The organism is Streptomyces sp. RK62, assembly GCF_018070255.1.
In the GTDB taxonomy this organism is placed as follows: domain Bacteria; phylum Actinomycetota; class Actinomycetes; order Streptomycetales; family Streptomycetaceae; genus Streptomyces; species Streptomyces nigra.
The window spans coordinates 367,233-385,741 of the sequence record NZ_JAGPYD010000002.1; the positions used below are offsets into that span (position 1 = coordinate 367,233).

Genomic DNA, 18,509 nt, shown 5'->3' on the forward strand with positions numbered 1-18,509 from the left:
CGGGTTTCACGATCAAGCCCTCGCCCAACGAAAAGCTACCGCTTAGTAGTTAGCTGTTGTACCGTTCAGGCATGTCAGAAGCAGCCTCCGCCACCACGGCCCAGCGGGCCACGATCGGCGACAGCGAGTTCGACCGCGACACCGCGCTCACCCGGCGCGAGCCCGGCGTGTACGACATCGACCTCTCCGCCGGCTGGACCATCATCAGCGCCGTCAATGGCGGCTATCTGCTGGCCGTGCTCGGCCGCGCCCTCGCGGACGCCCTGCCGCACCGCGACCCGTTCACGATCTCCGCGCACTATCTGACCGCGTCCCAGCCGGGCCCCGCGGTCGTGCGCACGGACGTCGTCCGCACCGGCCGCACCCTCTCCACCGGCCAGGCCTCCCTCTTCCAGTACGACGCCGAAGGCAACGAGGTCGAGCGCATCCGCGTCCTCGCCTCCTACGGCGACCTGGACACCCTGCCCGACGACGTCCGCACGACGGCCCGGCCGCCGGCGATCCCGCCCATCGAGCACTGCTTCGGCGCCGACGACGGCCCGGCCCCGGTCGACGGCAGCTCCGCCATCACCGAGCGGCTGATGCTGAAGCTGGACCCCGCCACCGTCGGCTGGGCGATCGGCCGGCCCTCGGGCAAGGGGGAGATGCGCGCCTGGTTCGGCCTCGCCGACGGCCGCGACGCCGACCCGCTCTCGCTGCTGCTGGCCGTGGACGCCCTGCCGCCCACCGCCTTCGAGATCGGCATCTCCGGCTGGGTCCCGACCGTCGAGCTCACGGTCCATGTGCGCCACCGTCCCGCGCCCGGCCCGCTGCGCGTCTCCATCACCACCCGCAATCTCGCGGGCGGCTTCCTGGAGGAGGACGCCGAGGTCTGGGACAGCGCGGACCGGCTCGTCGCCCAGTCCCGTCAACTGGCGCGGGTGCGGCTCGGCTGAGGCCGTACCCGTACGGCAAGGGGCGGCACTCCCGGTGAACGGGGGTGCCGCCCCTCTGTGTTCGCCGTCCCCCTCGGCGTCCGCCGTCCCTCGGCGTCCGCCGCCCGGCCCGTCCGTGTTCGCCGTCCCTCTGTGTCCGCCGTCGCTCAGTCCAGCCAGTGCTCCCGGCCGAGGGTGATCAGCCGCATCCGCCGGATCGCGTCCTCGGCGACCTGCCGGCGCGCGTCCTCCGGGCCCTCCAGGGCCTCCAGGAACAGCGAGGCCGTCACCAGCATCTGGTCGACATAGAGATGGGCGAGCATCCGCAGGTCGTCGTCCTGCCAGCCCTCCGAGACGGGGTCCTGCGCCAGCGCGGCCTTCACCTCCTCGCCGAACAGGGCGAGTTGGTCCTGTATCGCCGCCCGCACGGGCTGCACGCCGCCGTGCCGCTCCCGGGAGATGAACCGCACATGGGCGGGATACCGCTCGACATGGTCCGCGATCAGCTCCACCGCCCGCTCGATGCGCCGGTCGCTCTCACCGGCCGAGGCGACGATGTTGCGGATCATCGGGTGCAGGCTGCCGAGCGCCTCCTCGACCAGGGCGACGCCCAGGTCGGCGGTGGAGCGGAAGTGCCGGTAGAAGGCGGTCGGCGCGACGCCCACGGCTCGGGTGACCTCGCGCAGACCCAGACTGCTCAGGCTCTGGTCCTCCAGCAGCGCCAACGCGGCGTCCAGGAGCGCCTGCCTGGTCTTCTGCTTCTGGGCCTGCCGTATGCCGAGGGTGTGACTCATGCCATGCAGTTAACAACTGTTCTCTGGAGTTGGGAAGTCATGGGGCGGGGTACTCTGAAGTCAGTGAACAAGTGTAACCACAACTGTTCACCGAATTGAGAGAGATCGACACGTGATCTCGGAGGGGGATCCGACCATGTTGTTCCTCGTCGCAGCGCTCCTGCTGCTGGGCGTGCTGCTGGGCGCCGTCGCCCACGCGCCGCTCGCCTTCAGCGCCGTCACCGCCGCCGTGATCGCCGGCTGGCTGGCCGTCTTCGCCGCCCGCGAGCGGCACGCCCGCCGTCACTGACACGCCCGTCACCGACACGTCTGTCACCGACACGTCTGTCACCGGCAGCCGACCGGTCGGTCCGACGACCCAACAGGAGCTGACACCCATGCATCTCACCGCACCGGCCGCCGAACGGCCGCGCACCCGGACCCGCACCCGTGACGCCGACGGCATGGCCGTCGCGTCCTTCATCCTCGGCCTGCTCGGCCTCCTCGTCTTCAACGTCTTCCTCGGCCCGACCGCCGTCGTCCTGGCCGCGGTGGCCCTGTGGCGGGGCACCGCACGCAAGGGCCGCGCCTATCTCGGCATGGGCCTGGGCGTCGCCGACCTGGTCGTGCTGCTCGCCTTCCTGCAGCTGGACGACACGCTGTCCTGGAGTCTGTAGGCCGGACACGACCCAGGGGGTTCCGCCCGGGTCCCGCCCGGGGCCTTGACACGAAAGCGCTCACCGGGGCCCTCTAGAATCGTGGCCACCATGGCTTACCTCGACCACGCCGCGACCACTCCGATGCTCCCGGAGGCGGCTGAGGCACTGACCGCCCAGCTGGGCGTCACCGGCAACGCCTCCTCCCTGCACGCTTCCGGCCGCCGCGCGCGGCGCACCGTCGAGGAGGCCCGCGAGACCCTCGCGGAAGCGCTCGGCGCCCGCCCCAGCGAGGTCGTCTTCACCTCCGGCGGCACCGAGGCCGACAACCTCGCGGTCAAGGGCCTGTACTGGGCCCGCCGCGACGCCGAGCCGGCCCGCACCCGCGTCCTCGCCAGCCCCGTCGAGCACCACGCCGTCCTCGACGCCGTCCACTGGCTCGCCGAGCACGAGGGCGCCACCGTCGAGTACCTGCCCGTCGACACACACGGCCGGGTCCACCCGGACGCCCTGCGCAAGGCCATCGCCCGCAACCCCGACGACGTCGCCCTCGCCACCGTGATGTGGGCCAACAACGAGATCGGCACGGTCATGCCGGTCCGTGAACTGGCCGATACCGCCGCCGAGTTCGGGGTGCCGCTGCACGCCGACGCGGTCCAGGCCTTCGGTCAGGTCCCGGTCGACTTCGGCGCGTCCGGGCTCGCCGCGATGACGGTCTCCGGCCACAAGATCGGCGGCCCGTACGGCATCGGCGCGCTCCTCCTCGGCCGCGACCAGACCCCCGTCCCCGTCCTGCACGGCGGCGGCCAGGAGCGGCACGTGCGCTCCGGGACCCTCGACGTCCCCGCCATCGCCTCCTTCGCCGTCGCCGGACGCCTCGCCGCCGAGCAGCGGGAGTGGTTCGCCCGCGAGATCGGCGCCCTGCGCGACTCCCTCGTCGAGACCGTCCGTACGGCCGTCCCGGACGCGATCCTCGGCGGCGACCCCGCGCCCGGCGGGCGGCTGCCGGCCAACGCGCACTTCACCTTCCCCGGCTGCGAGGGCGACTCCCTGCTCCTGCTGCTCGACGCCCAGGGCATCGAGTGCTCCACCGGCTCCGCCTGCACCGCGGGCGTCGCCCAGCCCAGCCATGTCCTGCTCGCCACCGGCACCGACCCCGACCTGGCCCGCGGCACCCTGCGCTTCTCCCTCGGCCACACCTCCACCGAGGCCGATGTGGAGGCCGTCGCCCGGGCGATCGGCCCGGCGGTGGAACGGGCCCGCGCGGCCGGTCTCACCTGAGGATCTACGCGGGCGCCGTGCGGGCGGCGCGCACCAGCTTCATGTACCGGTCCCAGTCCCAGTGCCTGCCGGGGTCCGTGTGGTCGGTCCCCGGCACCTCCACATGCCCGACGATGTGCTCCCGGTCGACCGGGATGTCATAGCGCGCGCATATCCGGGCCGTCAGCCTGGCCGACGCCTCGTACATCGCGTCCGTGAGGTCCTCGGGGCGCTCCACGAAGCCCTCGTGCTCGATGCCGACGCTGCGCTCGTTGTAGGCGCGGTTGCCCGCGTGGTACGCCACGTCGAGCTCGCGGATCATCTGTGTGATGTGCCCGTCCTTGCGGACGATGTAGTGCGCGGCCGCCTTGTGCTCCGGGTCCTGGAACACCTTCACCGCGCTGGCGAAGCTGCCCTGCGTGACATGGATGACGACCATGTCGATGCCGTAGTCGTCGGGGCGGTCCGCCCGCCGCCAGTTGGCCTCCGACGCGGCCACCCACCGCGCCCCCGCGTAGTCGACCTCGCCCTCCTTGCGCGGCTTCTCCACGCCCGGCGCCCGCCACCACAGGCGGGCCAGCTCGTCACGGGCGAGCACCGCCGAGCCCGCCGCGGCCACCGCCCCGCCGATCAGCACCGCACGGCGCCCGATCCTCCGGTCGCCGTCCTTGGAAGCCTTCCCCTGTCCCATGTGATCGTCAACGGATACCCGGGGGTCCTGGTTCCCGCGTCCCCGTACCCTGGAGGGGTTATGACTGACACCGCGCAGCCCTCCCGCCCCCTCCGCGTCCTCGCCGCCATGTCCGGCGGGGTCGACTCCGCCGTCGCCGCCGCCCGCGCGGCCGAAGCGGGGCACGACGTGACCGGCGTCCATCTCGCGCTCTCCGCGAACCCCCAGTCCTTCCGCACGGGCGCGCGGGGCTGCTGCACCATCGAGGACTCCCGAGACGCCCGCCGCGCCGCCGACGTCATCGGCATCCCGTTCTACGTGTGGGACCTCGCCGACCGCTTCCGCGAGGACGTCGTCGAGGACTTCGTCGCCGAGTACGAGGCCGGCCGCACCCCCAACCCCTGCCTGCGCTGCAACGAGAAGATCAAGTTCGCGGCGCTGCTCGACAAGGCCCTCGCCCTCGGCTTCGACGCGGTCTGCACCGGCCACTACGCCCAGGTGATCGTGCGCGAGGACGGCACGCGCGAGCTGCACCGCGCCTCCGACATGGCCAAGGACCAGAGCTACGTCCTCGGCGTGCTCGACGACCGGCAGCTCGCCCACGCGATGTTCCCGCTCGGCGACACCGTCACCACCAAGGACGAGATCCGCGCGGAGGCCGAGCGCCGCGGTCTCGCCGTCGCCAAGAAGCCCGACTCGCACGACATCTGCTTCATCGCCGACGGCGACACCCAGGGCTTCCTCGCCAAGCGGCTCGGCAAGGCGGAGGGCGACATCGTCGACGAGTCCGGCGCCAAGGTCGGCACCCACGAGGGCGCGTACGGCTTCACCATCGGCCAGCGCAAGGGCCTGCGCATCGGCACCCCGGCACCCGACGGCAAGCCGCGCTACGTCCTGGACATCTCGCCGGTCGACAACACCGTCACCGTCGGCCCCGCCGCCGCCCTCGACGTGTCCGCCCTGACCGCGGTCAAGCCCCGCTGGTGCGGCGTGGCCCCGTCCGGCCCCGGCACCTACACCGCCCAGCTGCGCGCCCACGGCGGCGAGACCGAGGTGCGCGCCGAACTGGTCGGCGACCGCCTGGAGGTCACCTTCGGCGAGCCGGTCCGCGGGGTCGCCCCCGGCCAGGCGATCGTCCTGTACGACGGCACCCGCGTGGTGGGCTCGGCGACGATCGCGTCGACGGTCCGGGTGAAGGAGACCACCCCGGCGGGCTGAGGCCACGCGCGCGAGCTGCCCGCACCCGCGCGTGCCCCGCGCCGGTCACTGCCCGAAGAACTCCGTCAGGACCGGCGCCAGCACCTCCGGCTCCACCATGTGGGACTGCCGCTCCAGCACCCGGTACGTCCCCCGGGGTGCCGTGTCCGCGACGATGCGGGCCGCCTCGCGCATCCACTCGGGGCTCGCGCCGCCCGCGAGCGACAGGACCGGCGCCGTGATCGACGCCAGCCGGGCCTCCGGCACCAGACCGTCGCCCATCACGGCGTCGTCGTAGGCCAGGCTCGGCGCGATCGACTCCATGCCGGGCCACATCGGGGACTGCCGGGCGCCCTGGATGAGGCCCTCGCCGAGCCCTGTCAGCCGCAGGAACAGCTCGACCGCGTCCCCGCGCCGGTCCTGCTCCAGCGCGCTCGTCAGCCGCTCGGTGTACTCCGCCCGCTCCTCGGCGCCGCCCTCGTACACGGCGAACGGCACCTCGTACACGGCGATCCGGCGCACCGGCAGCCCGCTCGCGGCCGCCCGCAGCGCCAGCGCGCCGCCCGAGGAGACGCCGTACAGCGCCGCCTCGCCGCCGACCGCGCCGATCAGCGCCGCCAGGTCCTCCACCTCGCGCTCCACCGCGTACGGCTGGGTGTCACCGCTCGCGCCGCGCCCCCGGCGGTCGTAGACGACGGCCGTGAAGCGGTCCGCGAGCGCCTCCGCCAGGGGCGCCACGGTGTCCCCGGTGGACATCGCGCCGCTGACGAGGATCACCGGCGGACCCTCGCCCCGGCTCGCGTAGGCGAGGGAGGTGCCGTCGGCTGAAATGGTCTTCTTGTCCATGCCTGTGCAGATTGCCGTACGGCACGGAAGTAATCGCCTACGACACCTCGACTTCGTAGAAGCAGAGGTGGTCCTTGATCGCCGCGACGTCCGGCTTCGGGTCCGGGTACGCCCAGACCAGATCCGCGGTGTCGCCGTGCGACCAGTAGGAGGCGTCGCCCTTGAAGGGGCAGTGGGTGTGGGTGGCCGACGGGGTCAGCAGGTCCAGGCGGACGTCCTCCGGCGGGAGGTAGTACCGCACGGGACAGCCCGTCTCCCGCAGCACCAGCGGGCGGTCGCTCTCCGCCAGCACCTGGCCGTCGTGCACGACCCGTACGCGCCGGGTCCCCTGTTCGATCGTGATCGTGTGTCCAAGGGTCATGTGGGGACAGCGCGCGCGGGCCGCCGGTTCTTCCCGCGTACCGTGGGCCCATGCGTATCTGCGTCTTCCTCTCCGCCGCCGACCTCGACGACCGCTACACCGGCCCCGCGCGCGAGTTCGCGGAACTGCTGGGCAAGGGCGGGCACACGCTCGTCTGGGGCGGTTCCGACGTGGGGCTGATGAAGGTCGTCGCGGACGGTGTGCAGGAGGCGGGCGGCCGGCTCGTCGGGGTGTCCGTGGAGTTCCTCTCCGCCAAGGCGCGGCCGGGCGTCGACGAGATGGTGGTCGCCAAGGACCTCGCCGAGCGCAAGAGGCTGCTCCTGGAGAAGGCCGACGCCGTGGTGATCATGGTCGGCGGCACCGGCACCCTGGACGAGGCGACCGAGATCCTGGAGCTGAAGAAGCACGGCCACACCGAGATGCCGGTCGTCCTGCTCAACACCGCCGGGTTCTACGACGGCCTGAAGGAGCAGTTCCGGCGTATGGACGACGAAGGCTTCCTGCCCCGCCCGCTCACCGACCTGGTCTTCTTCGCCGAGGAGCCCGTGGGCGCCCTCGCCTACCTGGAGGAGAGCCAGGGCGTGGCCTGATCCGGAGCCGATCCGGGCCTGGTGCGAGCATGGCGGGTATGGCTACACATGTGATCACCGGAGCCGGCTCCGGAATCGGCGCGGCCGTCGCCCGCCGTCTGCACGCGCGCGGGGACGACCTGGTCCTGCACGCGCGCGACGCCGCCCGCGCGAAGGAGCTCGCCGCCCGCTACGAGGGCGCGAGGACCCTGGTCGGCGACCTGGCCGACCCGGACCGGCTGTCCTGGGCCTTCTCCCACCAGTCGCTGCCCGACCGGGTCGACTCCCTGCTGCACATCGCCGGCGTCGTCGACCTGGGCCCGGTCGGCGACCTCACCCCCAAGACCTGGCGCCACCAGCTGAACGTCAACCTGATCGCCCCCGCCGAACTGACCCGGCACTTCCTGCCCCAGCTGCGCGCCGCGCGCGGGCACGTGCTGTTCGTGAACTCCGGCGCCGGTCTCACCGCCCACGCCCAATGGGGGGCGTACGCGGCCTCCAAGCACGGTCTGAAGGCCCTGGCGGACTCCCTGCGGGCCGAGGAGCACGGCAACGGCGTCCGGGTCACCTCGGTCTACCCGGGCCGCACGGCGAGCCCCATGCAGGCCAAGGTGCACCAGCAGGAGGGCAAGGAGTACGACCCCGCGCGCTGGATCGACCCCGAGTCGGTCGCCACGACGATCCTGATGACCCTGGACCTGCCGCGCGACGCGGAGGTGAACGACCTGACGGTCCGGCCCGGCAGGTGAGCGGCGGTGCGCCCGCCCGGCGTTGCATAGTCTTTCCGGGTGAGCAACAGCACTGAGTTCCCGTTCGGCGCGGCCACCGGCGTCGGTTCGCTGCCCGGCGGCGACGCCCGCGAGGCCGCGAAGACCGCCACCGGCTCCTTCGAGGACTTCCCGTTCCTGGCCGAACTGCCCGCCCGCGGGCCCGGCGCCGACATGATCGGGCGGACCGCGGGGCTCCTCGTCGAGCTGTACGCGCGCGTGGAGCCCAGCGGGTGGCGGCTCGGCGACCGGCCCGGCCGCGACACCCGGCGGGCCCGGTCCTGGCTGCGCGAGGACCTCGACGCGCTGGAGGAGTTCACCCAGGGCTACGAGGGGCCGCTGAAGGTGCAGGCCGTGGGGCCCTGGACGCTCGCCGCGGCCCTGGAGCTGCGCAACGGCGAGGCCGCGCTGTCCGACCCCGGCGCCTGCCGGGACCTCGCCGCCTCGCTCGCCGAGGGCCTGCGCGAGCATCTCGCGGAGGTCGGGCGCCGGGTCCCCGGCGCCCGGCTCGTCCTCCAGCTCGACGAGCCGTCCCTGGTCGCGGTGCTGCGCGGACAGGTCAGGACCGCCAGCGGCTACCGCACCCACCGCGCCGTCGACCGGCAGATCGTCGAGGCCACCCTCCGCGACGTCGTCGGGGTGCACGGCGACGGCCCGGTCGTGGTCCACTCGTGCGCACCGGACGTGCCGTTCGCGCTGCTGCGCCGGGCGGGCGCGGCCGCGGTCTCCTTCGACCTCTCCCTCCTCACGGAGCGTGACGACGACGCGATCGGCGAGGCGGTGGAAGGCGGCACGCGGCTGTTCGCCGGTGTCGTCCCCGGCACGGACGTCCCGTTGTCGGACCCTGCCGGTAGCGTCATGGGTGTCAGGACGTTGTGGCGCAGGCTGGGGCTGTCACCGGGGCTGCTCGCGGAGACGGTCACGATCACGCCGGCGTGCGGACTCGCGGGCGCGTCCCCCGACTACGCGCGCCGGGCACTCGCCCATTGCGTCCAGGCGGCGAGATCCCTCGCGGACAACCCAGAGTAACGGGAGGAAACACGGTGGCCGGCGACAAGCAGGCGGAGACGACGGCGGTGCCCGCCGAGGCCCGCGAAGAGCACGCGCAGCTGGCGGAGCAGATCGAGGAGCACCGCTTCCGGTACTACGTGAAGGACGCCCCCGTCGTCAGCGACGCCGAGTTCGACCGGCTGCTGAAGAGGCTGGAGGCCCTCGAGGAGAAGTATCCGGAGCTGCGCACCCCGGACTCGCCGACCCAGAAGGTCGCGGGTTCGTACGAGACGGAGTTCACCGCGGTCGAGCACCGCGAGCGGATGCTGTCGCTCGACAACACCTTCAACGACGAGGAGCTCGCCGCCTGGGCGGACCGCATCGCCCGTGAACTGGGCGATCAGGAGTACCACTTCCTGTGCGAGCTGAAGGTCGACGGACTCGCCGTCAACCTGACGTACGAGAAGGGCCGTCTCACCCGTGCCGCCACCCGCGGCGACGGCCGCACGGGCGAGGACATCACGCCCAACGTCCGCACCATCGCGGAGATCCCGGAGCGCCTCCACGGCGACGAGGTCCCCGAGCTGGTCGAGATCCGCGGCGAGGTCTACTTCCCGATGGCGAAGTTCCTCGAGCTCAACGAACGCCTGGTCGCCGCCGGCGACAAGCCCTTCGCCAACCCGCGCAACGCGGCGGCCGGTTCGCTGCGCCAGAAGGACCCGCGCGTCACCGCCACCCGCCCGCTGCACATGGTCGTCCACGGCATCGGCGCCCTCCAGGGCTTCTCCGGCATGACCCGGCTCTCCCAGGCCTACGACCTGCTGAAGACCTGGGGCCTGCCCACCTCCCCGCACAACCGCGTGGTCGACGACCTCGAAGGCATCCGCGAGTTCATCGCGTACTACGGCGAGAACCGCCACTCCGTCGAGCACGAGATCGACGGCGTCGTCGTCAAGCTCGACGAGATCCGGCTCCAGGGCCGCCTCGGCTCCACCGCGCGCGCCCCGCGCTGGGCCATCGCGTACAAGTACGCGCCGGAGGAGGTGAACACCAAGCTCATCGACATCAAGGTCGGCGTCGGCCGCACCGGCCGCGTCACCCCGTACGCCCAGGTCGAGCCGGTCACCGTCGCGGGCAGCGAGGTCGAGTTCGCCACCCTGCACAACCAGGAGGTCGTCAAGGCCAAGGGCGTCCTCATCGGGGACACCGTCGTCATCCGCAAGGCCGGCGACGTCATCCCGGAGATCCTCGGCCCGGTCGTCGACCTGCGGGACGGCAGCGAGCGGGAGTTCGTGATGCCCAGCGAGTGCCCCGAGTGCGGCACCCCGCTGCGGCCCATGAAGGAGGGCGACATCGACCTCCGCTGCCCCAACGCCCGTACCTGCCCCGCCCAGTTGCGGGAGCGCCTCACCTACCTCGCCGGCCGGGAGTGCCTGGACATCGAGCACTTCGGCGCGGTGGCCGCCGCCGCGCTCACCCGCCCGCTGGAGCCGGCCGACCCGCCCATGGCCGACGAGGGCGACCTGTTCGACCTGACGGTGGAGAAGCTGCTGCCCATCAAGGCGTACGTCCTCGACCCCGACAGCGGTCTGCCCAAGCGCGACCCCAAGACGGGCAAGGAGAAGGTCGTCACGGTCTTCGCCAACCAGAAGGGCGAGCCGAAGAAGAACACCCTCGCCCTGCTGGCCAACATCGAGGCGGCCAAGCAGCGCCCGCTCGCGAGGTTCCTCAACGGCCTGTCCATCCGGCACGTCGGCCCGGTCGCGGCGCAGGCCCTCGCCCGTGAGTTCCGCTCCATCGACCGCATCGAACAGGCCACGGAGGAAGAGCTCGCGGCGACCGCCGGAGTCGGTCCCATCATCGCCGCCGCCCTCAAGGAGTGGTTCGCCGAGGACTGGCACCGCGAGATCATCCGCAAGTGGAAGGCGGCCGGAGTGCCGCTGGAGGAGCAGTCCTCCGGCGAGGACGAGGGCCCCCGCCCGCTGGAAGGGCTGACGGTCGTCGTCACCGGCACGCTGGAGAACTACACGCGGGACGGGGCCAAGGAGGCGCTGGAGAGCCGCGGAGCGAAGGTGACCGGTTCGGTGTCGAAGAAGACGTCCTTCGTCGTCGTGGGCGACAGCCCGGGGTCCAAGTACGACAAGGCGATGCAGCTGAAGGTGCCGGTTCTGGACGAGGACGGCTTCGCCGTCCTGCTGGAACAGGGGCCGGAAGCGGCGGCCGAAGTTGCCCTGTCCGCGGAGCAGTAGCGGTTGAACCTGGCCCGATAGGCGCATATCAGATGCATACGGGTGGCTGGGGCGCATTCGGGCAACCGTCGACGACCGCTGCCCGTACGCGCCTTCAGCGGCCTACTGTTGAGATGTGCGCCTGCCGTGCCCAGCTGCGGTCGGGGCATCCCTTCGCCGTCGAGGAGCAAGGAAGGGCGGAGGGAAGGGTTTTCCGGCGCGGGGCCGTCGAGGGAAGTTGTCGGGCGACGGGCCGCGTGGCGTGGGCACCGCCGGCTGTGAGAGGGACGGGAATGGAACCGACCGAGAGTGCCGCCCCGCACTCACGGCTGCGCCGGACGGCCGGCGCATGGCGCGGGTGGGCGACACGGACCGCGGATCGCCCGGGCGCGGGCACCGGGCGGGACACCACGGACGGCGGCGGCGTACGACGCGACGGCGAGCCCGGCGCCGGGCCGCCCGACTCCGGACAGGAACGGCACCCCTACTGGCCCACGTTGCCCGCGGCGGTGGTCGGGGCCGCCGCGTTCGTCCTCGGCGCCGGGTTCTACCGGGCCTTCACCGGCGGCCACGCCCTCTTCCCGTCCGGCACCGTCGGCTGGTCCCTGGCCGTGCTGACCGGCGTCATCGTCGGCCATCTGGTGGCTCTCGGCCGCGCCCGCTGGTGGGGCGGCACCGGCTCCGGCGCCGCCCTCACCCTCGCCGTCCTGCTGCTGTACGGCTGGGTGCCGGCCGGCATGGTCAGCCTCACCGTCGTCGTCCTGGTCGGCGTCGCCCGCCGCGGCAGCTGGCGCCAGGGCGTGCTGCACGGCGCGGTGGACATCCTCGGCATCGCCTCCGGCGCCCTGGTGCTGGCCGCGTTCGGCCGGGTGCCGAGCGTCGAGAGACCCTGGAGCCCCGACACCTGGACGCCGTACACCGCGCCGGGCGTCGTCCTGGTCGCGGTCGCCTACCTCCTCGTCACCCGCGTCCTGCACTGGTATCTGCACGCCCCGCGCGGCGGCCTGCCCACCGTCGCCCGCACCGCCCTGGTCAGACAGGGCCTGGTCGCCGTCGCGCTGCTCGGCATCGCCCCGCTGGTGTGCGTGGTCGCCGTCGCCAAGCCCTTGCTGCTGCCGCTGTTCGCCATACCGCTCATCGCCCTCGACTCCACGCTGTGGATCGCCCGGGCCCGGGCGGAGGAGCAGCTGCGCGATCCGCTGACCGGGCTGCCGAACCGGCAGTGGCTGCAGGAGCGGATCTGGACCGCGCTGGACGACGCCGAACGCATCGGCGCCCGGTCCGCGCTCATGCTGATCGACCTCGACCGTTTCCGGTCGGTCAACGACACCTTGGGGCATCTCGCCGGTGACCGACTGCTGTTGCAGATCGCCGACCGGTTGCAGCTCGCCCTGCCGCGCGGGGCGGAGGCCGCGCGGCTCGGGGGAGACGAGTTCGCCGTCCTGCTGCCCGTCGCCGACTCCACCACGTCCGCGACCCGCGTCGCCCGCGGTCTGGTCGCCGCGCTCAGCTCACCGCTCGACCTGGACGGCCTCACCCTGGTGCTGGAGGCCAGCGCCGGGGTCGCCGTCTTCCCGGACCACGCGCTGGACGCCGAGGGGATGCTGCGCCGCGCGGACGTCGCCATGTACCAGGCGAAGCGGGACCGTACGGGCGTCGAGGTCTACGAGTCCAAGCGGGACTCCAACACCCCGGACCGGCTCGGCCTGCTCGGCGATCTGCGCCGCGCCCTGGACGCGCACGAGGTCGAGCTGCACTACCAGCCGAAGGTCCGCTTCGACGGACAGGTCGCCGGCCTCGAGGCGCTGGTCCGCTGGGTGCACCCCGAGCGCGGGAGGGTGCCGCCGGACGAGTTCATAGCGATAGCCGAGTCCTCGGGGCTGATGCCGCACCTCACCGAGTACGTCCTGGAGACCGCGCTCGGCCAGGTGGCGCGCTGGCGCTCCCAGGGCCTGTTCGTGCCGGTCGCCGTCAACGTCTCCCCGCGCGACGTGCACACCCCCGGCTTCGCCGGCTCCGTCGCCGCGCGCCTCGCCCGGCACGGCGTCCCGGCGGGGGCGCTCCAGCTGGAGATCACCGAGCACGTCCTGCTGGAGGACCCGACCCGCGCCGCCGACACCCTCGCCGCCCTCACCGGGCACGGCGTGAAGATGTCCCTGGACGACTTCGGCACCGGCTACTCCTCGCTGGTGCATCTGCGGCGGCTGCCGGTGAGCGAGCTGAAGATCGACCGCTCCTTCGTGGCCCGCCTCGCGGTGGACGCCGAGGACGCCGAGATCGTGCGCTGCACGGTCGACCTCGCGCACTCCCTCGGCCTGCTCGTCGTCGCCGAGGGCGTCGAGGACGACGAGACCTGGGAGCGGCTGCGCGATCTGCGCTGCGACGCCGTCCAGGGCTGGCTGGTGGCGGCCGCCATGCCGCCCGAGGAGACGACGGCGTGGCTGCGGGCGCGCGGATCGCGCGGCTGGCAGCGTCCGAAGGCGGCGCTCCCGGCCGCCGAGTGACCTGGTGACGCCCTGAACAGCACCCCGCGGGCCCCACGGGGAAACCGATGCACGGGCACGCCCCCCCGACCCATAGGATTGGGCCAAACCACACACACTCACCCCAGAGGATCGCTGCATGCCTGGCATCACGCGCGAGGAGGTCGCCCACCTCGCCCGGCTGGCGCGTCTGGAGCTGAAGCCCGAAGAGCTCGACCACTTCGCGGGACAGCTGGACGACATCATCGGCGCGGTCGCCCGCGTCAGTGAGGTCGCCGACCAAGACGTACCGCCGACCTCGCACCCGCTCCCGCTGACGAACGTCATGCGCGAGGACGAGGTCCGTCCCTCGCTCACCCCCGAGCAGGCGCTCTCCGGCGCCCCGGCCCAGGAGCAGCAGCGTTTCAAGGTGCCGCAGATCCTGGGGGAGGACTAAGAAGTCATGACGGACATCATCAAGCTCACTGCGGCCGAGACCGCCGAGAAGATCGCCTCCGGCGAGCTCACGGCCGTCCAGGTCACCGAGGCCCACCTGGCCCGGATCGAGGCCGTCGACGAGAAGGTGCACGCCTTCCTCCACGTCGACCGCGAGGGCGCGCTCGCGCAGGCCCGCGCCGTCGACGAGAAGCGGGAGCGCGGCGAGAAGCTGGGCCCGCTGGCCGGCGTCCCCCTCGCGCTGAAGGACATCTTCACCACCGAGGGCATCCCGACGACCGTCGGCTCGAAGATGCTCGAAGGCTGGATCCCGCCGTACGACGCGACGCTCACCAAGCGGCTGAAGGCCGCCGACGTGGTCATCCTCGGCAAGACCAACATGGACGAGTTCGCCATGGGGTCCTCCACCGAGAACAGCGCCTACGGCCCGACCGGCAACCCCTGGGACCTCACCAAGATCCCCGGCGGCTCCGGCGGCGGCTCGTCCGCCGCGCTGGCCTCCTTCCAGGCGCCGCTCGCCATCGGCACCGACACCGGCGGCTCCATCCGCCAGCCGGCCGCCGTCACCGGCACGGTCGGCGTCAAGCCGACGTACGGCGCGGTCTCCCGGTACGGCATGGTCGCCTTCTCCTCCTCCCTGGACCAGGGCGGGCCCTGCGCCCGTACGGTCCTGGACGCGGCCCTGCTGCACGAGGTCATCGCAGGGCACGACCCGATGGACTCCACGTCCATCGACGCCCCGGTCCCGCCGGTCGTGGAGGCCGCCCGCAACGGCAGCGTCCAGGGGATGCGCGTCGGCGTCGTCAAGCAGTTCCGCGGCGAGGGCTACCAGGCCGGCGTCATCCAGCGCTTCGACGAGTCCGTCGAACTGCTGAAGGAGCTCGGCGCCGAGATCGTCGAGCTGGACTGCCCGTCCTTCGACCTGGCGCTCTCCGCGTACTACCTGATCGCCCCGTCGGAGTGCTCCTCCAACCTCGCCCGCTTCGACGGCCTGCGCTACGGCCTGCGCGTCGGCGACGACGGCACGCACTCCGCGGAGGAGGTCACCTCCCTCACCCGTGAGGCCGGCTTCGGCCCCGAGGTGAAGCGCCGCATCATGCTCGGCACGTACGCCCTGTCGAGCGGCTACTACGACGCGTACTACGGCAGCGCCCAGAAGGTCCGCACGCTCATCACGCGTGACTTCGAGAAGGCCTTCGAGCAGGTCGACGTGATCGTCTCCCCGACGACCCCGACCACCGCCTTCGCGATCGGCGAGCGCGCCGACGACCCGATGGCGATGTACCTGGCCGACCTGTGCACCATCCCGACGAACCTCGCGGGCAACGCGGCCATGTCGCTGCCCTGCGGTCTGGCCCCGGAGGACAACCTTCCGGTCGGCCTGCAGATCATCGCCCCGGCCCTGAAGGACGACCGGCTCTACAAGGTCGGCGCGGCCGTCGAGGCGGCCTTCGTGGAAAAGTGGGGCCACCCGCTGATCGAGGAGGCTCCGTCGCTGTGAGCAAGGCAATGTCGAAGGCCAAGGGCTTCAAGAAGTCGAAGTCCGGGCTGTACCTGTCCATGGCCACCACCGCGTTCGGTGCGGTCAACGTCGTCAAGCAGGCCCGGAAGGCCCGCGTGGAGAGCGACACGCTGCGTCTGATCGACGCCGCCGTCTCCGCCACCGCGATCGTCACCGGCCTCGCCATCCTCTACCGCGAGCTGAAGCGGCTGGGCGACGACGACGTCCTGCTGGGCTGAGAGGGAAGTTTCACCGTGACCACCACGACCGACCTGGTGTCGTACGAGGACGCACTCGCGTCGTACGACCCCGTCATGGGCCTCGAGGTCCATGTCGAACTCGGCACCAAGACCAAGATGTTCTGCGGTTGCTCGACCGCGCTCGGCCAGGACGCCAACACGCAGACCTGCCCGGTCTGCCTCGGCCTGCCCGGCGCGCTCCCGGTCGTCAACGCGACCGGTGTCGAGTCCGCCATCAAGATCGGCCTCGCGCTGAACTGCGAGATCGCCGAATGGTGCCGCTTCGCCCGGAAGAACTACTTCTATCCGGACATGCCGAAGAACTTCCAGACCTCCCAGTACGACGAGCCGATCGCCTTCAACGGCTACCTCGACGTGCAGCTGGAGGACGGGGAGACCTTCCGCGTCGAGATCGAGCGCGCCCACATGGAGGAGGACACCGGCAAGTCGACGCACGTCGGCGGCGCCACCGGCCGTATCCACGGCGCGTCCCACTCCCTGCTGGACTACAACCGCGCCGGCATCCCGCTCATCGAGATCGTCACCAAGCCGATCGAGGGCGCCGGCGAGCGCGCCCCCGAGGTCGCGAAGGCGTACGTCCGTGAGCTCCGCGAGGTCATCAAGGCGCTCGGCGTCTCCGAGGCCCGGATGGAGATGGGCCAGATGCGCTGCGACGTGAACCTGTCGCTGCGCCCGCACGGCACCGAGAAGTTCGGCACCCGTTCGGAGACGAAGAACGTCAACTCGCTGCGGTCCGTGGAGCGCGCGGCCCGTTTCGAGATCCAGCGGCACGCGGCCGTGCTGTCGTCCGGCGGCACGATCGTGCAGGAGACCCGGCACTTCCACGAGGACACGGGGTCCACCACCTCGGGCCGTGTGAAGGAGGAGGCCGAGGACTACCGGTACTTCCCCGAGCCGGACCTGGTGCCGGTGGCTCCCTCGCGCGAGTGGGTCGAGGAGATCCGCGCCGGGCTGCCGGAGCTTCCGCTGGCCCGCCGCAACCGGCTCCGCGAGGAGTGGGGCATCTCGGCGACCGACATGCAGGCGATCCTCAACGCCGGTGCGCTGGACCTGATCGTCGCCACGATCGACGCGGGTGCCGACGCGGCCTCCGCCCGCAAGTGGTGGATGGGCGAGCTGGCCCGCAGCGCCAACGAGTCGGGCAAGGCGCTCGACGAGCTGTCCATCACGCCCGAGCAGGTCGCCCGGGTCACGGAGCTCGTCGCGAAGGGTGACCTGAACGACAAGCTGGCCCGTCAGGTCATCGAGGGCGTCCTCGCGGGCGAGGGCACCCCGGACGAGGTCGTCGACAAGCGCGGTCTGAAGGTCGTCTCCGACGAGGGCGCCCTCGGTGCCGCCGTCGACGAGGCCATCGCCGGCAACCCGGGCATCGCCGACAAGATCCGCTCCGGCAAGGTCGCCGCGGCCGGCGCCCTGGTCGGCGCGGTCATGAAGGCCACCCGTGGCCAGGCCGACGCGGCCCGCGTCAAGGAGCTGATCCTGGAGAAGCTGGGCGTCGGCGAAGGCTGAGCTTCAGGCAGGACACCCCGAGGGGGGACGCACCGGATGCCGGTGCGTCCCCCCTCGTCGTCACAGGCGGCGTCCCACCAGGCGGACGAAGCCCAGCGTGCGGCCCTCGTCCCGGCGGACCATCTCGGCGACCTGGCGGGCCATCGTGCGGTGGAACTCCTCCGGGCTCTCCTCGGCGACGACCTCGCACCACAGCAGCCAGTCCCGCCAGCCGTCGTCCAGCCAGTCGGCGGCCTCGACCTCCACGGCACCGCTGCGGGTCCAGTGCCGCCGCCACCAGCCGGCGCTGTGGAAGCACCAGTACGCGGGCTCCCAGTACGGCCGCAGATGCTCCGGCGGCTCCACGCCGTCCGGCTCCTCGCGCAGCGCGGGGACGACCACGCCGATCCGGCCGCCGGGGCGCAGCAGCCGGGTGAGCGTGGGCAGGTAGAGGTCGTCGGTGCCGAAGTACTGGTAGGCGTCGATGCTGACGATCGTGTCGAAGCACCCCTCGGCGAACGGCAGGTCGTGCGCCTCCGCCTTCACGGGCAGCACCCGGTCGGCGAAGCCGGCCTCGGCGACCCGGCGGGCGTTGTCGTCGGGCTCGATCCACAGGTCGGCGGCGGTGACCTGCGCGTCGTACTCCCTGGCCAGGAAGACGGAGGTCATGGCACGGCCGCAGCCCAGGTCGAGGATGCGGGCGCCGGGGCGCAGGGCGTCCAGGCCGAGGGCGGGGGCCAGCCACTCCAGCAGCCAGAGCGCGTTCGGCCCCATCTGGTTGTCGATCACCCAGCGGGGGTCGTAGTGGCCGGAGCGCGGATAGCGGGGGTGGGTCAGCCGTGCGGCGAGGTGCTCACTCGGGGTGTGCGGGGTGTGGTCCGGCATAAGTGGATGGGCTCCTTGGGTCCGGGACAGCGGAAAAGGATACGGAGGAGCCCGGCCGGGCGCTCAGAATAAGTTCCCGGTGCGCGGGGGCACTTCTGTGAGAGGCGCCACCTGCGACGACGCAAACGCCGTTACTTTCCTGTGATCTTCCTCCTATTGCTGTGAACAACCCCACGATCGCGGCAAACGATCATTTTCTGATGCAAGGGTTGTTTCACATCGCTCA

19 protein-coding genes are annotated in these 18,509 nt (G+C 72.1%); 14 read left to right on the top strand and 5 right to left on the bottom strand.

What is annotated here, in order from left to right; genetic code table 11:
- The first annotated feature begins 71 nt into the window (after positions 1-71).
- Entirely contained in the window at positions 72-935 is an 864-nt protein-coding gene (locus tag KBY32_RS05400; protein WP_055624342.1) for a thioesterase family protein, read from the top strand.
- A 146-nt stretch (positions 936-1,081) separates the two neighbouring features.
- Here the strand turns inward: KBY32_RS05400 and KBY32_RS05405 are convergent, their stop codons facing one another.
- Positions 1,082-1,708 carry a TetR family transcriptional regulator gene (locus tag KBY32_RS05405; protein WP_055624341.1) on the bottom strand — a complete coding sequence of 209 codons (627 nt, stop codon included), beginning with the start codon at positions 1,706-1,708 and terminating at the stop codon, positions 1,082-1,084.
- A gap of 136 nt (positions 1,709-1,844) precedes the next feature.
- On the opposite strand from KBY32_RS05405, the gene KBY32_RS05410 reads away from it, so the two are divergent.
- The 3 genes from KBY32_RS05410 to KBY32_RS05420 all read left to right on the top strand — a co-directional run bounded on the left by KBY32_RS05410 (position 1,845) and on the right by KBY32_RS05420 (position 3,624).
- On the top strand, positions 1,845-1,997 hold the full coding sequence (locus KBY32_RS05410) for a hypothetical protein (RefSeq protein ID WP_164492363.1): 153 nt from the start codon (positions 1,845-1,847) through the stop codon (positions 1,995-1,997).
- Positions 1,998-2,085: 88 nt separating this feature from the next.
- Positions 2,086-2,364, top strand: a complete 279-nt coding sequence (locus tag KBY32_RS05415) for a hypothetical protein (RefSeq protein ID WP_055624340.1) — start codon at positions 2,086-2,088, stop codon at positions 2,362-2,364.
- 90 nt (positions 2,365-2,454) lie between these two features.
- Complete coding sequence (locus KBY32_RS05420) at positions 2,455-3,624, top strand: cysteine desulfurase family protein (protein WP_210979058.1); 1,170 nt, start codon at positions 2,455-2,457, stop codon at positions 3,622-3,624.
- Between the two features lie 4 nt (positions 3,625-3,628).
- On the opposite strand, the gene KBY32_RS05425 is transcribed toward KBY32_RS05420, so the two are convergent.
- Positions 3,629-4,294: an N-acetylmuramoyl-L-alanine amidase gene (locus tag KBY32_RS05425; RefSeq protein WP_055624339.1), complete on the bottom strand. Its 666-nt coding sequence runs from the start codon at positions 4,292-4,294 to the stop codon at positions 3,629-3,631.
- Positions 4,295-4,354: 60 nt separating this feature from the next.
- On the opposite strand from KBY32_RS05425, the gene mnmA reads away from it, so the two are divergent.
- Positions 4,355-5,491, top strand: coding sequence for a tRNA 2-thiouridine(34) synthase MnmA (gene mnmA, locus KBY32_RS05430; protein ID WP_210979059.1), 1,137 nt, complete (start codon positions 4,355-4,357; stop codon positions 5,489-5,491).
- Between the two features lie 45 nt (positions 5,492-5,536).
- On the opposite strand, the gene KBY32_RS05435 is transcribed toward mnmA, so the two are convergent.
- Both KBY32_RS05435 and KBY32_RS05440 read right to left on the bottom strand, forming a co-directional pair.
- Positions 5,537-6,316 carry an alpha/beta fold hydrolase gene (locus KBY32_RS05435; protein ID WP_210979060.1) on the bottom strand — a complete coding sequence of 260 codons (780 nt, stop codon included), beginning with the start codon at positions 6,314-6,316 and terminating at the stop codon, positions 5,537-5,539.
- A gap of 37 nt (positions 6,317-6,353) precedes the next feature.
- On the bottom strand, positions 6,354-6,677 hold the full coding sequence (locus KBY32_RS05440; protein WP_055624336.1) for a DUF427 domain-containing protein: 324 nt from the start codon (positions 6,675-6,677) through the stop codon (positions 6,354-6,356).
- Positions 6,678-6,727: 50 nt separating this feature from the next.
- Here KBY32_RS05440 and KBY32_RS05445 point away from each other — a divergent pair, with 50 nt between their 5' ends.
- The 9 genes from KBY32_RS05445 (at position 6,728) to gatB (ending at position 17,419) form a co-directional block, all read left to right on the top strand.
- Positions 6,728-7,267: a TIGR00730 family Rossman fold protein gene (locus tag KBY32_RS05445; RefSeq protein WP_210979061.1), complete on the top strand. Its 540-nt coding sequence runs from the start codon at positions 6,728-6,730 to the stop codon at positions 7,265-7,267.
- 38 nt (positions 7,268-7,305) lie between these two features.
- On the top strand, positions 7,306-7,995 hold the full coding sequence (locus tag KBY32_RS05450) for an SDR family oxidoreductase (protein WP_199835475.1): 690 nt from the start codon (positions 7,306-7,308) through the stop codon (positions 7,993-7,995).
- A gap of 39 nt (positions 7,996-8,034) precedes the next feature.
- Positions 8,035-9,042 (top strand): methionine synthase, encoded by a 1,008-nt coding sequence (locus KBY32_RS05455; protein ID WP_055624333.1) that lies wholly within the window; start codon positions 8,035-8,037, stop codon positions 9,040-9,042.
- Positions 9,043-9,056: 14 nt separating this feature from the next.
- Positions 9,057-11,252: an NAD-dependent DNA ligase LigA gene (ligA, locus tag KBY32_RS05460; RefSeq protein ID WP_210979062.1), complete on the top strand. Its 2,196-nt coding sequence runs from the start codon at positions 9,057-9,059 to the stop codon at positions 11,250-11,252.
- Between the two features lie 272 nt (positions 11,253-11,524).
- On the top strand, positions 11,525-13,735 hold the full coding sequence (locus tag KBY32_RS05465; protein ID WP_210979063.1) for a bifunctional diguanylate cyclase/phosphodiesterase: 2,211 nt from the start codon (positions 11,525-11,527) through the stop codon (positions 13,733-13,735).
- Between the two features lie 118 nt (positions 13,736-13,853).
- Positions 13,854-14,150, top strand: a complete 297-nt coding sequence (gene gatC / locus KBY32_RS05470) for an Asp-tRNA(Asn)/Glu-tRNA(Gln) amidotransferase subunit GatC (RefSeq protein WP_019754397.1) — start codon at positions 13,854-13,856, stop codon at positions 14,148-14,150.
- A 6-nt stretch (positions 14,151-14,156) separates the two neighbouring features.
- Complete coding sequence (gene gatA, locus KBY32_RS05475) at positions 14,157-15,650, top strand: Asp-tRNA(Asn)/Glu-tRNA(Gln) amidotransferase subunit GatA (protein WP_115507886.1); 1,494 nt, start codon at positions 14,157-14,159, stop codon at positions 15,648-15,650.
- The gene (locus KBY32_RS05480) at positions 15,647-15,889 is read left to right on the top strand and encodes a hypothetical protein (protein WP_079033834.1); all 243 of its coding nucleotides are present in this window, start codon (positions 15,647-15,649) and stop codon (positions 15,887-15,889) included. The genes gatA and KBY32_RS05480 overlap by 4 nt, the downstream gene beginning before the upstream one ends.
- A gap of 15 nt (positions 15,890-15,904) precedes the next feature.
- Positions 15,905-17,419, top strand: a complete 1,515-nt coding sequence (gene gatB, locus KBY32_RS05485; RefSeq protein ID WP_055624328.1) for an Asp-tRNA(Asn)/Glu-tRNA(Gln) amidotransferase subunit GatB — start codon at positions 15,905-15,907, stop codon at positions 17,417-17,419.
- Between the two features lie 60 nt (positions 17,420-17,479).
- Here gatB and KBY32_RS05490 read toward each other — a convergent pair whose 3' ends face one another.
- Complete coding sequence (locus tag KBY32_RS05490; protein WP_210979064.1) at positions 17,480-18,283, bottom strand: cyclopropane-fatty-acyl-phospholipid synthase family protein; 804 nt, start codon at positions 18,281-18,283, stop codon at positions 17,480-17,482.
- Positions 18,284-18,509 lie beyond the last annotated feature (226 nt).